Here is an 18271-nt window from a genome sequence, read left to right on the forward strand (position 1 = left end):
CCCGATGGACGATCGAGAGCTCCAGGGGGGGATTCGCCGACGGCGCGCCGTGTGGGGCGCTTGCCTGGCGGTGGCGCTGCTGGCGGCGTGCAGCGCGACCTCGAGCCACAAGGTGCTCTCGATCTTCTTCGACGGAGTTCCCGAACCCGGGGCGCAGGCGACCTCGGCCGGCGGAAAGGTCGCGGAAGAGGCGGCCGCCCCGGCGCCGCCGACGGTCTTCGCGCACGGGCCGTACGCCGACAAGCAGTGCGACGCCTGCCATGATCGGCGCGCCAACAACGGCCTGGTCGCGCCGCGTGAGGAGCTCTGCCAGCGCTGCCACGATCTGCAACTCGACAAGGCGTACGTGCACGGACCGCTCGCGTCCGGCGGTTGTCTCGCCTGCCACGATCCGCACAGCTCGCGCTTCCGGTATCTCCTTGCCGCGGAGCCGACGACCTTCTGCGTGCGCTGTCACGACGCGGCCGCGGTGGCCGCCTCCCCGGCCCACGGCGGCGACCCCGGCGACTGCACCGCCTGCCACGATGCCCACATGTCCGACCAGAAGTACCTGCTGAAGTGATGGCGCCGGTGGGGAACCTGCGCGCTTGCCGCGGACTGGTGGTGGCACTCGCCGTCCACATCCTGACGGCACGCGCTGGGCACGCCGCCGATTGGCGGCTCTTCCTTCCTCGGTCGGTCGACCAGGGCGCGGCGCTCGACCTGTTCGCTTCGTCGGAGAGCGACGAGATCACCGAAACCCTCCGGCCCACCCGCTGGAGCGACGACTTCCTCAAGGCCAAGCTCACCCTCTTCTCCGAGGGCTACGTCTACCACCCGCGTTTCCTCGTCTATCGCGCCTCGCTCGGCGGCGCGATCAAGCGGGAGGCCTACGAGGACACGGGGATGCCGGACATGGGCTGGCACCAGGACTCGGGGCTGGAATACGACGCACAGATCACCCTGCTTCCGGAGCACCCGTACAACCTGATGATCTTCGCTCGGCGCGTCGAGCCGCTGGTGCGAGAGCGCGCGTCGACGCTCCTGCAGGCGGTCGACACGAGCTTCGGCGCCCTCGTCCGCTACCGCCGGCGGCCGTGGTTCGGGAGCGCCGGCTACACCGACAACTCCATCGAGACCGGTCGCGACATCACGCACATCCGCAAGCTCGACATGAGCGGCCAGTACCATCGCGAGATGGGCGGCGGCTCGCTCGTCTCGTTCAGCGGTACCTTCGCGCCGACGCGCTTCGACAACAACCGGGGGTTCTCCGGCGACTCGTCCGAGGCGACGCTCGGCAACGTGCTCGAGCGTGGAGGCCTGCGGCTGGCATCGAACGTCTCCCGGAGCGACTTCGAACAGCGAAGCAAGATCGACGGCTCCTACGGTTCGACGCAGTTCCAGGTGCGCGAGCAGCTCACCGCCGCTTTCGGCAAGGGCCTGCGCGCCCGCTTCGACTATCGCTATCACGACACCGACAGCCGGTCGTCCGAGGGGGGCCCCGAGCGCCGGCTCCAGAGCAGCGGCCACGAGGCGGAGGCCGGCGTCGTCCACCGGCTCTACGACAGCCTCGAGAGCAGCTACACGGTCCGTTACGGCACGCAGGAGTCGACGGCCGGCAACTCCGAGCAGCTCTCCCACGAGATCGGTGAAAGCTACACGAAGCGCATTCCGAGCGGCCGCCTGCAGGCCAGCCTGGGGGCGAGCCGTTCGGTCGCGGAGAACCGTGGCCGGGCGGACGTGATCCGCGAAGGGCATCAGGCGGTGGCGGTACCGGGTTCGTTCCAGCTGGTGCGCCCGAACGTCCGCGCCTCGACCCTGCAGGTCTACGTGCGCTCGCCGCTCGCTCCGTTCGAGGCGGTCCTGCTCGCCGAGAACATGCACTACACCGTGCAGCAGGTCGGCCCGCTGCTCGAGATCCGGGTGCTCGCTTTGCCGGCGCCCTTCGTTCTCCCCGGCAGTTTCACCTTCGAGGTGTCGTATTCGCTGCTGAGTGGCCGGTTCGACCTACTGACCGAGTCCCTGAGCCACGGAGCGAGCATCGACCTCTTCGCCAGCCACGTGTCGCCGTACTACAGCTTCATGCGGGTGCGCTCCGAAGTGCGCGACGGGATCGTTCCGGGGTTCCTTCCCGACAGCACCACGTGGACCGTGGGGGTGCGCAGTCTGTTCGGCCCCGTGCGGGCGCGCGCGCAGTACCAGGACGTGAAGTGGGACGGCAGCCCGTACACGGCCTGGGACGCGGAGCTCCAGTACGTCGGCGCGGTCGGCCTCCAGTCCAACCTCTTCGCGTCGCTTTCCTACGTCGAGCGCGACTACGAGCGGACGGCCGCGGCGCATGCCGGGAGGGCCTACCGCGAAACGATCGAGGCGGCGACGGCCAACTATCAGCGCCAGTGCCTGAACCGCACGCTGACGTTCTCCGCCGGCGGCGGCTACACCCACATCCGGAGTCTGGTCGAGACGCGCGGCCTGACCTGGAACGGGTCGATCGCCTGGAACATCGGCAAGCTGTCCCTCAGCGCGGGTGCCAGCTCCTACCAGTCCGAGTCCGAAGGGCCGGCGTTCGCTGCTCCGCGACGGTTGCACCGCTACTACTTCCTTCGGCTGAACCGACGACTCGACTAGAGTCCGCACGAGACGTCCCATGCGGAGCACCGTGGACATCGAGGCCCGGATCGGGCGCCGGCTTGCTCTCTCGGCGCTGTGCCTGACCCTGTCGGCCTGCGCCGCGACCTGGTCGCCGCGCGTGGAGAGACCGGTGGGAGCCTTGCAGTGGCCGCCGATGCCGGCGCTCTCCCGACTGACGCTCGTCGAGTCGATCGGCGGATTCGCTCGTGGGCAGGACGTGGGCTCGGTGGCACGCGCGGTGGCGATCGGACGCCAGCCCGACGCCAAGGATCGATTCGGCGTGCCGGTCGCGGCGGCGGCTGGCGCCGACGGGCGACTGGCGGTGGCGGATCTCGGGCTGCGTTGTGTGCACCTTTTCGTTCCGGTCGAGCGGCGGTATCTCCGCCTCGTCGGTTCCCCCGAGGCGCCGTTGACTTCGCCGGTCGGCGTCGTCTTCGACGAAGCCCAGCGACTCTACGTCTCGGACTCGACGGGTCGCCTGCTGGTCTTCGGCGTCGACGGCAAGCTCCTCGCCACCTGGAGCCGGGCCGGGGCGGCGGCACTGCTCCGGCCGACCGGCCTGGCGTGGAGTCGCACCCGCAAGCTGCTCTACGCGGTTGACACGCTGGCCCACGCGGTCTACGCCTTCGACGAGCACGGGGCGCTGGTGCGGACGATCGGTGGGCGCGGCGAAGGAGCTGGCAGCTTCAACTTCCCGACGCACGTCGCCTGGTCGCCGGCGGGCGAGCTCTTCGTCACCGACGCCCTCAACTTCCGCGTGCAGGTCTTCGACGAGGACGGCCAGCCGCGCGGGATGTTCGGCCGTCACGGCGACGGATCGGGCGATCTGGCGATGCCGAAGGGGATCGCCGTCGATCGCCGCGGCGTCGTCTACCTCGCCGACAGTCTCTTCGACAACGTGCAGCTCTTCGACCGCGAAGGGCGCTACCTGCTCGGCGTCGGTGCGCGTGGGGTCGGTTTGGGCGAGTTCTGGATCCCGGCCGGCCTGTCGATCAGCGAGCGCGGCGACCTCTATGTCGCCGACAGCTACAACCGCCGGGTACAGGTCTTCCACATCACGGAGCGGGATGCCGATGCCACACCCTGAGCCCTCTCGCGCGCGGCTGCTGCTGCCGGTGACGGCGGCGATCGTCGCCCTGACCTTCGCCTCCGGTGCCGGGGCTCAGCGCGCCGCCAACGTCCAGAACACCCGGCACAACCTCTCGGTCTCCGGGCCCGGAACCGTCAAGGCGTTGACCGAAGATCGCATCTGCGTCTTCTGCCATACGCCGCACAATTCGACGCCTCAGGCACCGCTCTGGAACCGCGGCCTCGAGCCGCAGACCTACAGCGTCTACTGGAGCCCGACCTTGAAGGCGGCGCCGTTGCCGCAGCCGTCGGGCCCGACGAAGCTCTGCCTGAGCTGCCACGACGGGACGATCGCCCTCGGCACCGTGGTGAATCCCGCGGCGGGCATCGCGATGAGCGGTGGCGGCGTGATTCCGCCGGCGAGCGCGTCGATGTTCGGGCTCGACCTGTCCGGCCATCACCCGGTGTCGTTTCCATACCACACCGCGTTGCCCAACGCGAACCTGGTGTCGCCGCCGCCGCCGGTCCTCAGCTACGGCGCGGCGGACGAGATCCACTGCATCACCTGCCACGATCCGCACGACGACCAGTTCGGCAAGTTCCTGGTGATGGACAACCAGGCCTCCGCCCTCTGCCTGACCTGTCACCACTTCACTCGCTGGCCGACGGCGACCCACGCCGTCTCGACGGTGTCGCTGCTGGGTGCCCAGTTGCCGGCGGGGCTGGCGCGCTCGGCGGTGTCGCCGCGACTCGCCGACCTCGCTTGCGAGGCCTGCCACACCAGTCACGCGGCGGCCACTCCGGCCTCGCTGTTGCGTTTCACCGACCGTCGCCCCGAGCCCTACTCGTGCACGACCACGGGCTGCCACAGCGGGGGGGGCTCCGGTACCGCGTCGGCGGCACCGGGGGCCGAGGGCTCGGCGAAGACCGACATCGGACGCCAGGTGCGCAAGGGATCGGCCCATCGGGAGTGGGTCGGCGACGCGCTGCCCGCACCGGGAACGGGCGTCGGCGAGCCGTCGACGACCCTCGCCGGCGTGGCGTGTCAGTCCTGCCACGATCCGCACGCGGCGAACCGCCGGGCCGCCACCCTGCCCTATGCCTCGGGCCTGCTCGACGACGTGCCGGGAGTCGATCGCAGCGGCCTCCGCGTGGCGTCGGTGACCTACGAATACGAGCTCTGCTTCCGCTGCCACGCCAATGCCTCCGGCGATCGCGAGGTCGTGCCACGGGTCGTCGCGAGCACCAACACGCGACTCGATTTCGACCCGAGCAACGTCTCCTACCACCCGGTCGTGGCGATGGGACGCAACCTCGACGTGCCGAGCATCCCGTCCGCGCTGTCGCCGGGAATGGCCCCGTCGCAGATCGTCGGCTGCACCTCGTGCCATGCCGACGACGAGGGCGGATCGCGCGGGCCGCACGGTTCGGACTATGCACCGATCCTTCGCGAGCGCTACGACCTGTCGGGCAACGTCGGCGAGAGCTTCGAGATGTATGCGCTCTGCTATCGCTGCCACGATCGCGGGGCGATCCTGCGCAATGCGAGCTTCCGCGCCAAGACGCAGCACACGACCCTCTCCGGGGGCGGACACCGCGGGCACCTCCAGGCCGGGATCTCGTGTGCCACCTGTCACGACCCGCACGGCGTCCCGGCCGAGGGTGCCGGTGCGGATCCCGAAAGCGGCGACCATCGACACCTGATCAACTTCGACCTGCGGATCGTCCAGCCGTTGCCTGGACAGCGCTATCCGGTCTTCCAGTCGACCGGCCTCTTCTCGGGCAGCTGTACGCTGACGTGCCACGGTGTGACGCACGATCGGGCGACCGCGAGCTACCCCTGAGCCTTCCCCCGGGAGCGGCTCCGTGGCCTCCTCCTCGCGTCGCAGGTCCTCCCGCACCACGGCGCCGGTGCCGAATCCGTCGCCGCCGGCCTCTCGGCCGGAGCCGTCCTTCGTCCGCTCGCTGCTGACCCGCCGGATGGCGATGGCCCTCCTGCCGTCGCTGCTTGCTCTGGGCGTTTTCGCCACGACGCTCGCCAACGGTTTCGTCAACGACGACGAGCATCAGGTCCTGCTGAACCCCTGGATCCGGGACCTCGGCTCCCTTCCGCGCATCCTGTCGCGCAGCGTCTGGGGTTTCCTCGACGCGCCGGTGGCAGCCGACTACTACCGGCCGGTGATGCATCTCGTGCTCCTGGCGGAGAACCTCCTCTTCGGTCTGCGTGCGTGGGGGTTCCACCTGGTCAACGTGCTGTTCCACGCGGTGAACACCGGACTCGTCTTCCTGTTCGTGGAGAGGCTCGTCCTCGCTGAGGGCGGAGCGGCGACGACACCGGCGCGGAAGGGCGACGACGCACACTGGATCGTCCCGTTCGTCGCTGCAGCGATCTTTGCCGTTCATCCGGCTCAGACCGAGGCGGTGGCCTGGGTTGCCTCGCTGCCGGAGCTCACCTTCACGCTGGCCGGTCTGCTGGCGTTGTGGCTCGAGATCGGTGCGCGGTCACGCCCCGACCGGACGTCGACGGCGGCGCTGGCGGCGTTCGGTCTGGCACTCTTGGCGAAGGAGACGGCGGTCGTCGTCCCGGTGCTGCTGGCGAGCTGGGAGCTGACGGGGACCGGGACCTCGTGGAGCGCCCTTCGTGCGGCCGGGCGCCGGGTGCGTCCCTACCTGGCGCTGACCGGCGTCTACCTGGCGATTCGGCAGGCGATCCTCGCCGCGGCGAACCTGCGCAACCTCGACGACTGGCATCCGACGGCGCTCGAGGCCGTCGCCGGGGCCGGTGTGCTCGTGCGCGACTACCTGAGCGTCCTGCTGCTGCCCGACGAGCTCGATCACTGGCGCCGTTTTCGTCCGGCGGATTTCCAGTGGTCGGTCGAGGGGGGCTCGGTGCTTTTCGCCTTGGGCGTCGTCGGTGCGGCGGTCTGGGTCGCGCGTCGGCGCCGAATCGCGCGCTTCGGTCTGGCGCTCGTTGCTCTCCCGCTTGCTCCCGCGTTCTACGTGAGCCTCGGCCGGGGAGCGCCGCCGGCCGAGCGCTACCTGTACCTGCCGATGGTCGGATTCGCCTTGCTCGGAGCGCTGGCGCTTCAGGCGATGGCGTCGCGTCCCCGCCTGCGCCTCGTCGCCGTGCCGACACTTCTGCTGACCGTGACGCTCCTTGCCGTCCTGACGTTGCGGCGCATCCCGGTGTGGAAAGACTCCTACACGCTCTTCGTGGACGCGAAGGCCCGAGGGTCCGACGTCCCGCTGCCGCCGGCGTCTCTCGCCGCGACGCTGCTCGCACGAGGGCGCCCTGCCGAGGCCGTGGCCTTGCTGCGCATCCTCGCCGAGGCCGAGCCTGCCCGCGCCGCGTCGTTGTCCGCCTTGGGAGGAGCCCTGCTCGTCGCTGGTCAGGGAGAAGAGGGCATCGGGCTCCTGCGGCGAGCTCTCGCTCTCGCCCCCGAGGACGCTGCCGGCCACTTCGACCTGGCAGGTGCGCTCTCCAGGAGCGGGCGGTCGAGCGAGGCGTTGGAGCACTATCGAGTTGCCGTCCGGCTACGGCCCGACAACCCCTACTTCCATGCCGTGGCGGGCATCGAGTGCGCGGAGCAGGGGCATCTCGACGAAGCGGTCTCTCGCTTCGAGGATGCCGTGCGGCTCGCCCCGGCCGAACCGTCCTATCGCAGGAACCTCGAGCGGGCGCTGGCCTTGCGAGCCGCCCGCTCGTCGGCCGCGCGCTAGTCGTTGCGACCGTTCGCTCGGGCCGGGCTCGGCGTGGCGGTTGCCGGGCGACGAGCCGGGTTCTTCCGATCGTAGGTGACCGGCTTGTGACAGCCGGGGGCACAGCTCCCGCCGTCCTCGGTGCGCACGAACTTCAACGGCAGGGTCCAGGAGCCGAAGGGGACGCTGTCGGCGATCAGTCGATCGTTGCCGCCGCCGTGCAGGGTGTGGCAGAGCCGGCAGCTCCGCCCCTTCTGGGCGTTGTTGACGTGGAGGAAGTGCAGGTTGCGCTCGCCGTCGCGGAATCCGGTGGCAAACGACGTGTCCGGGTACTGCAGCAGGTCGCGCTGGTGGCAGTTGAAGCAGAGCTCGTAGGCCTTGTCGGTGTAGGGAACGTACGGAGCGGCGGGGAAGCTCGCGTTCAGCAGCTTGCGTTCGGTGCCGCCGTGCGGGCGGTGGCAGGCCGTGCAGCGCCCCTCCTGGATCGGACCGTGCAGGAAGGTCATCCCGGCGTCGAGCACCTTGGGGTGACAGGAGAGGCAGGTTTCCTTCTCGGTCTTCACCAGGAGCTTGGCGTTGTCGGTGGCGTGCGGCGAGTGGCAGGTCGCGCAGGCCTTCTCGGCGTCGAGGGCGGCGTGGGTCGAGGGACCCTTGACCTGCTCGGCGATCGCATCGTGGCACTGGTAGCAGAGCGCCGCGCCGGCCTCGGCCAGGAGTTTGGGGTGAGCCGCGCCGTGCGGATCGTGGCACGAGGTGCAGCCGCTCTCGATCGCCGGATGGACGTTCTTCTTGGCGAGCATCTCGCGCACTTCCCCGTGACAGGTGAAGCAGAGGTCGTCCCCGGCCTTGACCAGCAGCTTCGCGTTGTCCGACTCGTGCGGCAGGTGACACGAAGCACAGGCGCCGGCCGAGACCGGTCCGTGCAGCAGCGCGTGCGACGTCTGGTCGGCGTGGCAGCTGGCGCACAGCTCGCTCGCCGGGGCGGTCAGGAGCTTGGCTTCCTTGGACGCGTGGGGATCGTGGCAGGTGGTGCACATCCCTTCGCTGACCGGTGAATGCACCGACTTCTTCGTGCCGATCGCGTCGTGGCAGTTGGCGCAGAGGGCCGGCGGCTCGGCGGTGAGCTTGAAGGTGCGCTTGCCCTTCTGGGGATGCGGTTCGCCGAGCGCCTCGTGGCAGCTGTCGCACGAGTCCGTGGCCGCATGCACGTTGGCAGCGGCGACGAGCCCGGCGTGACATTGGGCAGACGTGCAGGTCTCCTGCGCCAGGCCGGGAGCGGCGCAGAGCAGCGCGACGAGCACCGCCGACGAGGCGGCGAGTAGCCGCAGGAAGCGGGCTGCCTGGTCGGAGTGCAACGAAGCCATGATGATCATCGGCCGGTTCTCCTGGCGTTGGCGAATGGCGAGGGCTCGAGGATAGCGAAGCGCGACGGCGAGAACCGTCGGAGATCGGCGGTGCGCTCGGTCACGTGGAACGCCTCTTGCTTGGATCGTGCCACTGAAGGTTCGTGATGCGCATTCTCGTTCTCGACGAAGGTCGCTTGCTCCCCTGGCTGGTCGCCCGTGCTCTCGGTGCCGGCTACGAGGTGGAGGGTGTGGACAGCTTCGACCGGGCGCTCCGGCGCATTCTCGAGTCGCATCCCGATCTCGTCGTCGTCAGCCTGACGCAGGCACGCCTCCCCTGGCGCGAGCTGCAGCATCTCTGTGCAGCGCAAAAGCCCGTGATCCCAGTGCTTTACGAGTCTTGCGTCGAGTCGGGGCCGGGCGAGCTCGGCCTCCTTCCCCTCGAAGGTCGGGCGGAGTTCGTCGTCAAGCCGGTTCCCAGCGCCCAGCTCGGCGGCACGCTGCGTCGATTGATCGCCGGCGAGCCGACGAGCCCCTTGTCGGCGACGGCTTCCTGACCAGATCCGTGCCGCAGTGGTCTTCGCGGGGTGGGTCGAAGTCCCCAGTTGGACGAAGGTATAGCGCGAGATTCCCCACCCCCGAACGCCGGTGAGAGAGCGGTCGATGGCGAGGGGCAGCGCCGAGCGAGCGCCGGGCGCGGGCATCGTTCTAGGGGGCCGGGCGGGTGGAGAAGACCCAGCGCAGAGGCATCGCGGGGTTGCCGGCACGATCGCGGAAGAGCTGGTACTGCTCGCTGTTGAGCCAGAGAACATAGGTCCTTCCAGGCTCGAGACGCACCGGCATCGCGGCCGTCCGTCCATCGGGCTCGAAGTAGGCCTTCCCGGTAGCGGTGGGGAAGTCCGCGCCTTCGGTGACCCAGGACCAGCTCTCCTCCATCGGGCGGTCGAAGGTCGCCCGCAGCAGGGCCTTCGTCGGATCCACGCCGGTTGCGCCGTTGGGCGGGTCGAGCGTGATCACCCGGGGAGCCACCGCGTGGGCGGCCAACGCCGTCACCGCGGGTCCGTCCGATCCCGGTGCGGAGGGGGCCGAGCGCGTCGTGAAGGTCCAGCGCAACGGCTGGGCGGGGACGCCCGCGTTGCTCCTGAAGTAGCTGTACTGCGGCGAGTTCACCCAGACCACGTAGGTGTGTCCCGGTAGGAGGTGGGTCTGTACGGTATTGACGCGAGCTTCGGCGTCGAACACCGCCTCCCCGAGCTCGGGGGCCGTCTCCGGTCCTTCGATCACCCACGACCAGCCGTCTCGGTCCATCGCACGGTCGAAGGTGACCGAGATGGACGCCCGCCCCGGATCGACATCCGCGGCGCCGTTCGGTGGGTCGAGCGAGATGACTCGCGGGGCCTCGGCGTTCGGCACGGTCGCAGCCTGCGTTGCCGTTGCCGCCGGCGAGGTCGATGGCTGGGTCGACACCGTCAGGCGAGGCGTCGCTCCGTCACAGGCGCCGAGCAGCAGGCCGAGAGCGGCGCCGGTCCGCACCAGAAGTCGGGATGGGGTCTCGCGGCTCGCCATGGGGTCTCCTCCGGGCGCTCTTTCTCTCGCGGATGGCCCCCTGGACGCGCCACCCGTTGGGGCGGCGACGCGACCCGCTTCGTTGCTATCCTTGCTCGCCCAGGGGGAAGACATGACCAAGAGCCTTGCTTTCAGCCTCGTCGCGTTCGCCGCCATCGGCGGAGGGACGCTTTCCGGTTGCGGTTCCGAGCCGGCGATTCAGGTCCAGGTCGCCGAGGCGACGCCCGCGGCGACGCCGGGTGCCGCCGCGGGTCCGGCAGCCGTGGCCGCCCAACCGGATTCCGCGGCGGCGGTTCCGGCGCCCGTAGCGCTCCCGCCCAGCCACCCGCGCCTCGACGCGCCGGTGCAGCAGGCTCCGCCGCTCGCACCGGGGGCCGTCATGCCGGCCAACCACCCGCCGCTCGACGGAGCGACGCAGAGCGCGCCGCCCCTTCAGCCCGGTGCCGTGATGCCGGCGAACCATCCACCGATGGGCGGCGCGGCTCCCGCCGGAATGGAGCTGGCGCCGGTCGACCCGGCTCTTGGCAGCGGCGAGAAGGCGATCGCCTGGCAGGTGCCGAGCGGGTGGGCTGCCGTGCCGCCGTCCTCGAACATGCGTCGGGCGCAGTATCGCGTGCCGGGCAAGGGAGGCGATGCCGAGTGCGCGGTCTTCTACTTCGGTCCCGGACAGGGCGGTGACCCGCAGTCGAACGCGGAGCGTTGGGCGTCGCAGTTCGTCGGGCCCGATGGCCAGCCCGGTTCGGCGAAGATGACGACGCGGCAGCTCGAGGCGAACGGGGTGAGGATCCTCTTCGTCGAGACGAAGGGAACCTACCTGGCCGGCAGCATGATGGGCGGGCCAGGCAAGGCCGTGCCCGGTCAGGCTCTCCTCGGCGCCATCGCCGAGGGTCCGGACGCGAACTGGTTCTTCAAGATGACCGGGCCGGAGTCGACGATCGACGCCCAGCGGGCGGCGTTCGAACAGATGCTCAAGTCCCTCAAGAAAGGGAGCTGACCTCCCCAGCCGGGCGGGGAAAACGCGGTTCTTCCCTGCTAACCTAGATGGTGAATCCACCCACTCGGCCATGGGGGCCAGGCGGTGGTTCGTGCCTCGGCACCGAACCGAACGAGAGGAGGAGGGAACCCGATGCGGAAGCTGTTCGTGACACTGGCTGTTGTCTGTCTCGTGCTCGCGGGTGTGAGCTTGGTCTCTGCCGCGACCGCCAAGCAGGCGCCGCAGGAAATCACCATCTCCGACTGCCAGGCCAAGCAGCCGCCGGTGAACTTCCCGCACGGGAAGCACCTGACGCTCGACTGCAAGACCTGCCACCACACCCAGGCCGACCTGAAGGCCGGAACCGATGTGGCGGTGAAGGCGTGCAAGGATTGCCACGTCGCGCCGGAGAAGCCCGAGACGCCGAAGTGCTCCGAGATGAGCATGACGAAGAACCCGTTCCACATCTCTTGCATCGGCTGCCACAAGGCCGAGGTGGCGAAGAACGCCGCCAAGCCGCTCCCCGTCAAGTGCGCTGACTGCCACAAGAAGGCGTAGCTCACAGCCTTTCGCAGGAACCGGGCGGCGCGCCGTTCTCACGAACGGCAGGCGCCGCCCGATCTTTTTTCGGCGACCGCGAAGAGCAGAGCGCTGGCGGCCTCGACCGATCCTCCTCGGGCCCCGCCGCAGCCCGTGCACCGGCGAGATCCCCCGGCCGTTCGATCGACCGGGTCCTGGACGTTTCGTCCAACGACAGCCAGGCGAATCCGCGCCGGCTTCGGTCTCGAGGTGCCGCCCGGCCGTTCGATGCGCGCGAGCGACCCCCCGACGCGGAGAGATCCGCACCATGTCGAGGAGCCGACGGTCTGCCGGTTTCGAGGCGGCCGATTCCGGGGTCTAATGGAGTGACGCCACGCTTCCGAAGCCCGTTCGACGACGAATCGAGGATGCCATGCTCGCCATGAACCTCACCCGACTTGTTCTCTCCGCCCTGGGCCTTTCGGCCATGCTCGGTCTCGCTGCGTTCGCCGCCGGTGGCGGAGGGGACGGAAAAGGGACGACCGCACCGGCAACCTGGAAGGAGATCGAACGGCTGAAGGAAGACCAGAAGTTCGCCGAGGCGCTCGAGCGTGTGGAGAGCGTGCGGACCGCGGCGCAGGCGGCTGGGCAGAGTGCGGACTGGACGCGCGCGCTGCTCGAGGCGGCCGAGCTCCGCGGAGCGCTCGGCGAGTTCGCGGCGGCGGTCAACGAATTGCGTCGGGCCGAATGGCCTGCGGACCGCGCGTCGCGTGCCGCCCTCTCGCTGCACCTCGGCGCCTCGCTACGCCAGTACCTCGCGAGCTACGGATGGGAGGTGCGACAGCGCGAGCGCGTGGCGGGCGAGGGTCCGTTCGACCTCGAGTCGGCCACGGCCGAGCAGATCGGCGCCGAGGCGGTGCGGGCCTACCAAGCGGCCTGGGGTGAACGCGAGACGCTCGGCGCGCGTCCGGCGGGGTCGCTGCCGGGGATGACGAAGAACACCTATCCCGCCGGGATTCGCCCCACCCTGCGCGACAGCTTGACCTATCTGCTCGCCGGGATCCTCGCCGACACCTCGCTGTGGACCCCAGAAGAGCTTGCCGAGCGCCGGCGCCTCGACGCCAAGGCCCTGGCCGGGCCGGCGCCGAAGGCCGCCGTTCCGGGCGAAGCGAAGCTCCATCCACTGGAGCAGCTCGCCGCGGTGCTGTCGGATCTCGAGCGTTGGCACCGTCAGGCCGGCCGCCCGGAGGCCGAGCTCGAGGCGATGCTCGAACGATCACGCTTGCTGTCTGAAGGCTTCGAGGCGGACGCGGATCGCAAGAGCGTTCGCGAGGCGCTGGCGGAGCGGCTTCCGTCGTTTCGCTCGTACCCCTGGTGGAGCGAAGGGATGGCGACGCTCGCCGATCTCGTGAAGGGCTCGGACGAGCCCGGAGCGACCGCCGAGGCCCACGCCATCGCGCGCCGCGGCGCGCTCGCCTACCCGGCAAGCTCGGGCGGCCGCCGTTGCCGCGCTCTCGTCGAGCAGATCGAGGCGCCGGACTACGGTCTGCAAGCGATGGCCGTCGACGCCCCGGGCAAGCGGTCGATCGAGGTGACGCACCGCAATCTGCCACGTCTCTACTTCCGCGCTCTCGCGGTGGACCTCGAGACGCGGCTCGGGCTCGCCGTCGAACAGGACGTCTGGCCGAGTGGCGACGAGCTGCTCCGGCTGCTCGGCCGGGAGCAGCCGGCAGCCGCATGGACCGTCGAGCTGCCGTCGACACCCGACTTCGAAACCCACCGCACCTTCGTGACGCCGCCGCTGCTGCGCTCGGGCGCCTACGTGGTCGTCGCCTCGGCGACACCCGCATTCGGCGAGCGCGGCAACCGACTCAACGCGGTGCGCCTGCTGGTCTCCGACCTCGTGCTGCTCGAGGAGTGGACCGGTGGCTCGCAGGTAAGGCTGCGGGCGGTCTCCGGATCGACCGGGCAGCCCGCGGGCGGCGCGGAGATCTCGCTCTATCGCGTCGATTGGCAGCAGCCGGCGCGACGCGTGGGCGGAGGCCGGGTCGATGCCGACGGCCTGCTCGAGACGAGGCTCGACGAGGGTGCGTCGGATGGACGGCTCCTCATCCTCGGTCGTTGGCAGGGGCAGATCGCCTGGCGGGCCGAATGGCGCTCCACCTGGGAGGCGCCGGCGCCGACCGAGCAGCTGTCGACACTCCTGTTCACCGATCGGGCGCTCTACCGCCCGGGCCAGGTGGTCCACTGGAAGGGCCTTGCCTACCGAGTGCGGTCCGACGTCGGACCGCTCGCGCCGCTGGTCGGGCATTCGCTCCGGGTGTCTCTCGTCGATGCCAACAACGAGGTCGTCGCCACGGGCGAGGCGGAGACGAACGAGTTCGGCACCGCCTCCGGCGATCTGACGATCCCGAGCGGGCGCCTGCTCGGCAACTGGCGCCTCACCGCCGATCCGAACGGTGCGGCGTCGATCGCTGTCGAGGAGTACAAGCGCCCGACCTTCGAGGTCGAGCTGCTCGACCCGGAATCGCCGTTGCGCCTCAATCGCGAAGCGACCCTGCGAGCGGAGGCGCGTTACCTCTTCGGCCTGCCCCTGCCCGATGGGCGCGCCGCATGGCGGGTGATTCGCGAGCCGGTGCTTCCACCCTGGCTCTTCTGGTTCTCCGAGAAGGGGATCTGCTTCTGCTTCCGCGTGCCGCTCGACACCCGCCCCCTCACCGTCGCGACCGGCACCGGGGCCGTCGGCAGTGACGGCCGGGTGGCGATCGTCTTCGACCCGCGAGCCGACGAGCGGGAGAAGGGCTCGGGAGTGACCTATGCCTACCGGGTCGAAGTGGAGGTCACGGACAGCGGCGGCGAGACCCGCTCGGCGACGCGCTCCTTCCGGCTCGGCTGGGCGGCGGTCGAGGGTGCGCTCGAACCTCCGGGCGGCTTCCTGGTCGCCGGCCAGAGCGCCACGGTCGCGGCGACGCGCGCCGACTTCGAGGGCGTGCCGCGGGCCGGCGAGGCGAGCTGGAGGCTCGTTCGCCTGATCCAGCCGGAGCGTGCCCTGCTTCCTGCCGACCGGCCGGTCGAAGTTTCACCGCTCGAGCCAGGGGAGACCCCGCCGCTGCGGACGCCGGGCGACCTCCTTCGCCCGCGCTGGGAGGGGGGCGGGCGTTGGGAGCCGGTGGTCGCTGCCTGGAAGGAAGGCGAGGCCGTGAGCCATGGGCAGCTCCTGCACGGGGGCGACGGGCGCGCGTCGATCGCCTTGCCGCCGCTCGCCCCGGGCGCCTATCGGCTGCGGTGGGAGACGCTCGACGACGTCGGGCAGCGCGCCGAGGCGCAACGCGATCTGCTGGTGGCCGGATCCGGGTCGGGACACCTCGCCCTGCCGGTCATTCTGCTGGCCGAGCGAGCGCAGGTGCGCGTCGGCGAAACCGCGCGGCTGCTCCTCCATTCGGCGCTACCCGGGCAGACGCTCTTTCTCGAGCTGTTCCGCGACGGCAAGGCGGTCCGGCGGGAGCGACGGATCGCCCGCGCCGTGCCCGAGGTCGTCGAGCTGCCGGTCGCCGAGCGCGACCGGGGCGGGTTCAGCGTCCGGCTGAGCATGGTCGCCGATCACCAGTTGCTCGTCTCCGAAGTCGCCATCGACGTGCCTCGCGAGGACCGCGAGTTGAAGCTCGAGCTCGCGACCTTCCGCGACCTGCTCGAGCCCGGGCAGCGGGAAACCTGGCGGGTGGTGGTCAAGGACCCGCAGGGGCGGCCGCTCGGCGCGGGGGCTGCCGAGTTGCTGGCGGCGATGTACGACCGCAGTCTCGACGCCTTCCGGCCGTTCGCGCCGCCGCAGCCACGCCAGCTCTTCCCGGTCCGCGCCGGGGCACCGGCACTCGTGGCGACGCTCGGCCTGGCCGAGCACGGCGGCATGTGGGGACGCGACTGGAGCGACGTCGAGGCCGTGGAGGGATTTGCCCCGGACGAGCTCGCCTGGATGTCGTCGGACGGCATCGGCGGCCCCGGCGGCCGCCAGATGGTACGGATGGCGAAGGGCGGGAGGTTCCAGGGGCAGATGCTGGGAATGGTCGCTGCGGCGCCGGCTTCGGCGCCACCGCCGCCGCATCCCGCCGAACAGGCGATCGCCGAGACGATCGCCGTCCGGGGAGGCGAGGCCGCCGCCGAGGTCGCACCGCCGGTGGCGATGCGCAGCGATTTCGCGGAGACCGCCTTCTTCCAGCCCCACCTGGTGACCGACGCCGACGGGGCCGTGGCGATCGAGTTCAAGGTCCCCGAGGCGCTCACCTCGTGGCGCTTCTGGCTGAGCGCGGTGACGCGCGAGCTCGCCTTCGGTTCCCTCGAGGCCGAAGCCCGCACCCGCAAGGAGCTGATGGTGCGGCCCTACCTGCCGCGCTTCCTGCGCGAGGGAGACCGTGCACGTCTCAAGGTCGTCGTCAACAACGCGGCCAGTGTGCCGCTCGACGGCGAGGCGGAGATCGTGCTGCGCGACGAGGCGAGTGGCGAGGATCTGACGAGCGCCTTCGGGCTCGCTCCCGAGGCGCGGCGACGCTCGTTCCGCATCGCACCCGGCGGCGGCGAAGACCTCGAATTCCAACTCCTCGCTCCGCGCCGCCTGAGCCGCGTTCTCGTCGAGGTCGCGGCACGAGCCGACGGACGGAGCGACGGCGAACGCCGCCCGTTGCCGCTGCTGCCGTCGCGCGTCCACCTCGTGCAGTCGCGCTTCGCGGCGCTCAACGACCGTGACCGGCGCGAGCTCGATTTTCCCGACCTGCGCGAGCAGGACCCGACACGGATCGACGAGAAGCTGGTGGTCACCGTCGACGGTCAGCTCTTCGCCGGCATGCTGGCGGCACTGCCGTACCTCGCCGACTATCCGTACGAGTGCACCGAACAGACGCTCAACCGGTTCCTGTCGACCGGGATGATCTCGAGTCTCTTCGAGAAACGCCCGGAGCTCGCCGAGCTCGGGCGTCGGCTCGCGGCGAGACGCACGACGCCGCTCGAGGCGTGGAAGGCCGACGATCCCAACCGTCGACTCGCGCTCGAGGAGACGCCGTGGCTCGAGCTCTCGCGCGGCGGAGCGAGGGAGGGCGATCCCGCCTGGCTGCGGGTGCTCGATCCCGAGGTCGCCCGCGCGCAGCGCGAGTCGGCGCTCGCCCGGCTCGTCGAGTCGCAGCTCCCTTCGGGAGCCTTTCCCTGGTTCCCGGGCGGACCGCCGTCTCCGTACATGACGCTCTATCTGATGTCCGGCTTCGCGCGCGCCGCCGAGTTCGGGGTGGCGGTGCCGCGCGACATGGTCGAGCGGGGGTGGCGCTACCTGGCGCGTGACTTCCGCGAGCAGTGGAGGCGCGATCTGAAGCAGGGCTGCTGCTTCGAGTATCTGACCTTCCTCGGCTACGTCGCTTCCTCGTATCCCGATCCGAGCTGGGCCGAGGCGGGGCTGTCGGCGAGCGAGCGGCGCGAGATCCTCGACCTCGGATTCCGCCACTGGCGCGAGCACTCGCCGCAGCTCAAGCTGATGCTGGCGATGACGCTCGCGCGTTCCGGGCGTGGCGCCGACGCCAAGCTCGTGCTGGCCAGCGTGATGGATTCGGCGAAGTCGACTCGCGACGAAGGCACCTATTGGCGCCCCGAGGAGCGGTCGTGGCTCTGGTACAACGACACCATCGAGACCCATGCCTGGGCGGTTCGCGCCCTGCTCGAAGTGGCGCCCGAGGATCCGCGTCGCGCCGGGCTGGTGCAGTGGCTGTTCCTCAACCGGCAGCTCAATCACTGGAAGTCGACGCGCGCCACGGCCGAGGTGCTCTACTCGGTGGCCCGGCACCTGGAGAAGGAAGGCAGCCTGCTGACGACCGAGGAGATTCGCGTCGCGGCAGCCGGGCGCACGGCCCGCTTCGTCTTCGATCCGGCGGAGTTCGCCGGCACCGAGCGCCAGATGGTGGTCCCGGGCGAGGCGCTGGCCCAGACCACGCGGCCGGCCGTCGTGGTGGAGAAGGACACGAAGGGTCTCGCCTTCGCTTCGGCGACCTGGAGCTTCTCGACCGAGCAGCCGCCGGCGCGCGGCGACGGCGACCTCTTCTCGGTCGAACGCCGCTACTTCCGGCGAGTCAAGCAGGGGCGCGAGACGACGCTCGAGCCTCTGACGCCGCAGTCGACGGTGGCGATCGGCGACGAGATCGAAGTGCAGCTCTCGCTGCGCAGCCGCATGGGCGCCGAGTACGTCCAGTTGCGCGATCCGCGGGCAGCCGGCCTCGAGCCCGATCGCCCCGATTCGGGCTGGCGCTGGGATCTCGGCATCACCCGCTACGAGGAGACGCGCGACAGCGCGACGAGCTTCTTCTTCGAACAGCTGCCGGCGGGCGAGTACACGCTCAAGTACCGGCTGCGCGCGGCGACCGCGGGCGATTTCCGTGTCGGACCGGCGACGGTGCAGTCGATGTACGCCCCGGAGTTCGCGGCGTACTCGGGCGCGGCGACGATGGCAATCGCGCCCTGACGC

At 70.4% G+C, this 18271-nt stretch carries 11 protein-coding genes; 9 read left to right on the plus strand and 2 right to left on the minus strand.

Annotated elements, in window-relative coordinates:
- Window positions 1–4 precede the first annotated feature (4 nt).
- The 5 genes from IPJ17_08385 to IPJ17_08405 are packed head-to-tail and all read left to right on the plus strand — an operon-like array spanning window position 5 to window position 7398.
- A complete protein-coding gene (locus IPJ17_08385) occupies window positions 5–562 on the plus strand; it encodes a cytochrome C (protein QQR75575.1) in 558 nt (185 codons plus the stop codon).
- Entirely contained in the window at window positions 562–2607 is a 2046-nt protein-coding gene (locus tag IPJ17_08390; GenBank protein QQR75576.1) for a hypothetical protein, read from the plus strand. The genes IPJ17_08385 and IPJ17_08390 overlap by 1 nt, the downstream gene beginning before the upstream one ends.
- Before the next feature lie 19 nt (window positions 2608–2626).
- On the plus strand, window positions 2627–3697 hold the full coding sequence (locus IPJ17_08395) for a hypothetical protein (protein ID QQR75577.1): 1071 nt from the start codon (window positions 2627–2629) through the stop codon (window positions 3695–3697).
- A complete protein-coding gene (locus IPJ17_08400; GenBank protein ID QQR75578.1) occupies window positions 3684–5522 on the plus strand; it encodes a cytochrome c3 family protein in 1839 nt (612 codons plus the stop codon). The genes IPJ17_08395 and IPJ17_08400 overlap by 14 nt, the downstream gene beginning before the upstream one ends.
- Window positions 5523–5544: 22 nt before the next feature.
- A complete protein-coding gene (locus IPJ17_08405) occupies window positions 5545–7398 on the plus strand; it encodes a tetratricopeptide repeat protein (protein QQR75579.1) in 1854 nt (617 codons plus the stop codon).
- Here the strand turns inward: IPJ17_08405 and IPJ17_08410 are convergent.
- Window positions 7395–8750, minus strand: coding sequence for a cytochrome C (locus IPJ17_08410; GenBank protein ID QQR75580.1), 1356 nt, complete (start codon window positions 8748–8750; stop codon window positions 7395–7397). The two genes, IPJ17_08405 and IPJ17_08410, sit on opposite strands and share 4 nt — an antisense overlap.
- A gap of 137 nt (window positions 8751–8887) precedes the next feature.
- Between IPJ17_08410 and IPJ17_08415 the strand changes: the two genes are divergently transcribed.
- Window positions 8888–9277, plus strand: coding sequence for a hypothetical protein (locus tag IPJ17_08415; GenBank protein ID QQR75581.1), 390 nt, complete (start codon window positions 8888–8890; stop codon window positions 9275–9277).
- 151 nt (window positions 9278–9428) lie between these two features.
- Here the strand turns inward: IPJ17_08415 and IPJ17_08420 are convergent, their stop codons facing one another.
- Window positions 9429–10286 carry an Ig-like domain-containing protein gene (locus tag IPJ17_08420; GenBank protein QQR75582.1) on the minus strand — a complete coding sequence of 286 codons (858 nt, stop codon included), beginning with the start codon at window positions 10284–10286 and terminating at the stop codon, window positions 9429–9431.
- 112 nt (window positions 10287–10398) lie between these two features.
- On the opposite strand from IPJ17_08420, the gene IPJ17_08425 reads away from it, so the two are divergent.
- From IPJ17_08425 to IPJ17_08435, 3 genes are all read left to right on the plus strand, one after another.
- Window positions 10399–11280: a hypothetical protein gene (locus tag IPJ17_08425; protein QQR75583.1), complete on the plus strand. Its 882-nt coding sequence runs from the start codon at window positions 10399–10401 to the stop codon at window positions 11278–11280.
- A gap of 132 nt (window positions 11281–11412) precedes the next feature.
- Window positions 11413–11817, plus strand: a complete 405-nt coding sequence (locus IPJ17_08430; GenBank protein ID QQR75584.1) for a cytochrome c3 family protein — start codon at window positions 11413–11415, stop codon at window positions 11815–11817.
- 403 nt (window positions 11818–12220) lie between these two features.
- Complete coding sequence (locus IPJ17_08435) at window positions 12221–18268, plus strand: hypothetical protein (GenBank protein ID QQR75585.1); 6048 nt, start codon at window positions 12221–12223, stop codon at window positions 18266–18268.
- The last annotated feature ends 3 nt before the right edge of the window (window positions 18269–18271 follow it).

The organism is Holophagales bacterium, from assembly GCA_016699405.1.
Lineage (GTDB): Bacteria > Acidobacteriota > Thermoanaerobaculia > Multivoradales > JAGPDF01 > JAAYLR01.

Bases quoted from the DNA above. Each gene is read 5' to 3' on its own strand.
- IPJ17_08385 (QQR75575.1), top strand. From the start codon at position 5: ATGGACGATCGAGAGCTCCAGGGGGGGATTCGCCGACGGCGCGCCGTG.
- IPJ17_08415 (QQR75581.1), top strand. From the start codon at position 8,888: ATGCGCATTCTCGTTCTCGACGAAGGTCGCTTGCTCCCCTGGCTGGTC.
- IPJ17_08420 (QQR75582.1), bottom strand. From the start codon at position 10,286: ATGGCGAGCCGCGAGACCCCATCCCGACTTCTGGTGCGGACCGGCGCC.
- IPJ17_08400 (QQR75578.1), top strand. From the start codon at position 3,684: ATGCCACACCCTGAGCCCTCTCGCGCGCGGCTGCTGCTGCCGGTGACG.
- IPJ17_08435 (QQR75585.1), top strand. From the start codon at position 12,221: ATGAACCTCACCCGACTTGTTCTCTCCGCCCTGGGCCTTTCGGCCATG.
- IPJ17_08410 (QQR75580.1), bottom strand. From the start codon at position 8,750: ATGATCATCATGGCTTCGTTGCACTCCGACCAGGCAGCCCGCTTCCTG.
- IPJ17_08425 (QQR75583.1), top strand. From the start codon at position 10,399: ATGACCAAGAGCCTTGCTTTCAGCCTCGTCGCGTTCGCCGCCATCGGC.
- IPJ17_08390 (QQR75576.1), top strand. From the start codon at position 562: ATGGCGCCGGTGGGGAACCTGCGCGCTTGCCGCGGACTGGTGGTGGCA.
- IPJ17_08395 (QQR75577.1), top strand. From the start codon at position 2,627: ATGCGGAGCACCGTGGACATCGAGGCCCGGATCGGGCGCCGGCTTGCT.
- IPJ17_08430 (QQR75584.1), top strand. From the start codon at position 11,413: ATGCGGAAGCTGTTCGTGACACTGGCTGTTGTCTGTCTCGTGCTCGCG.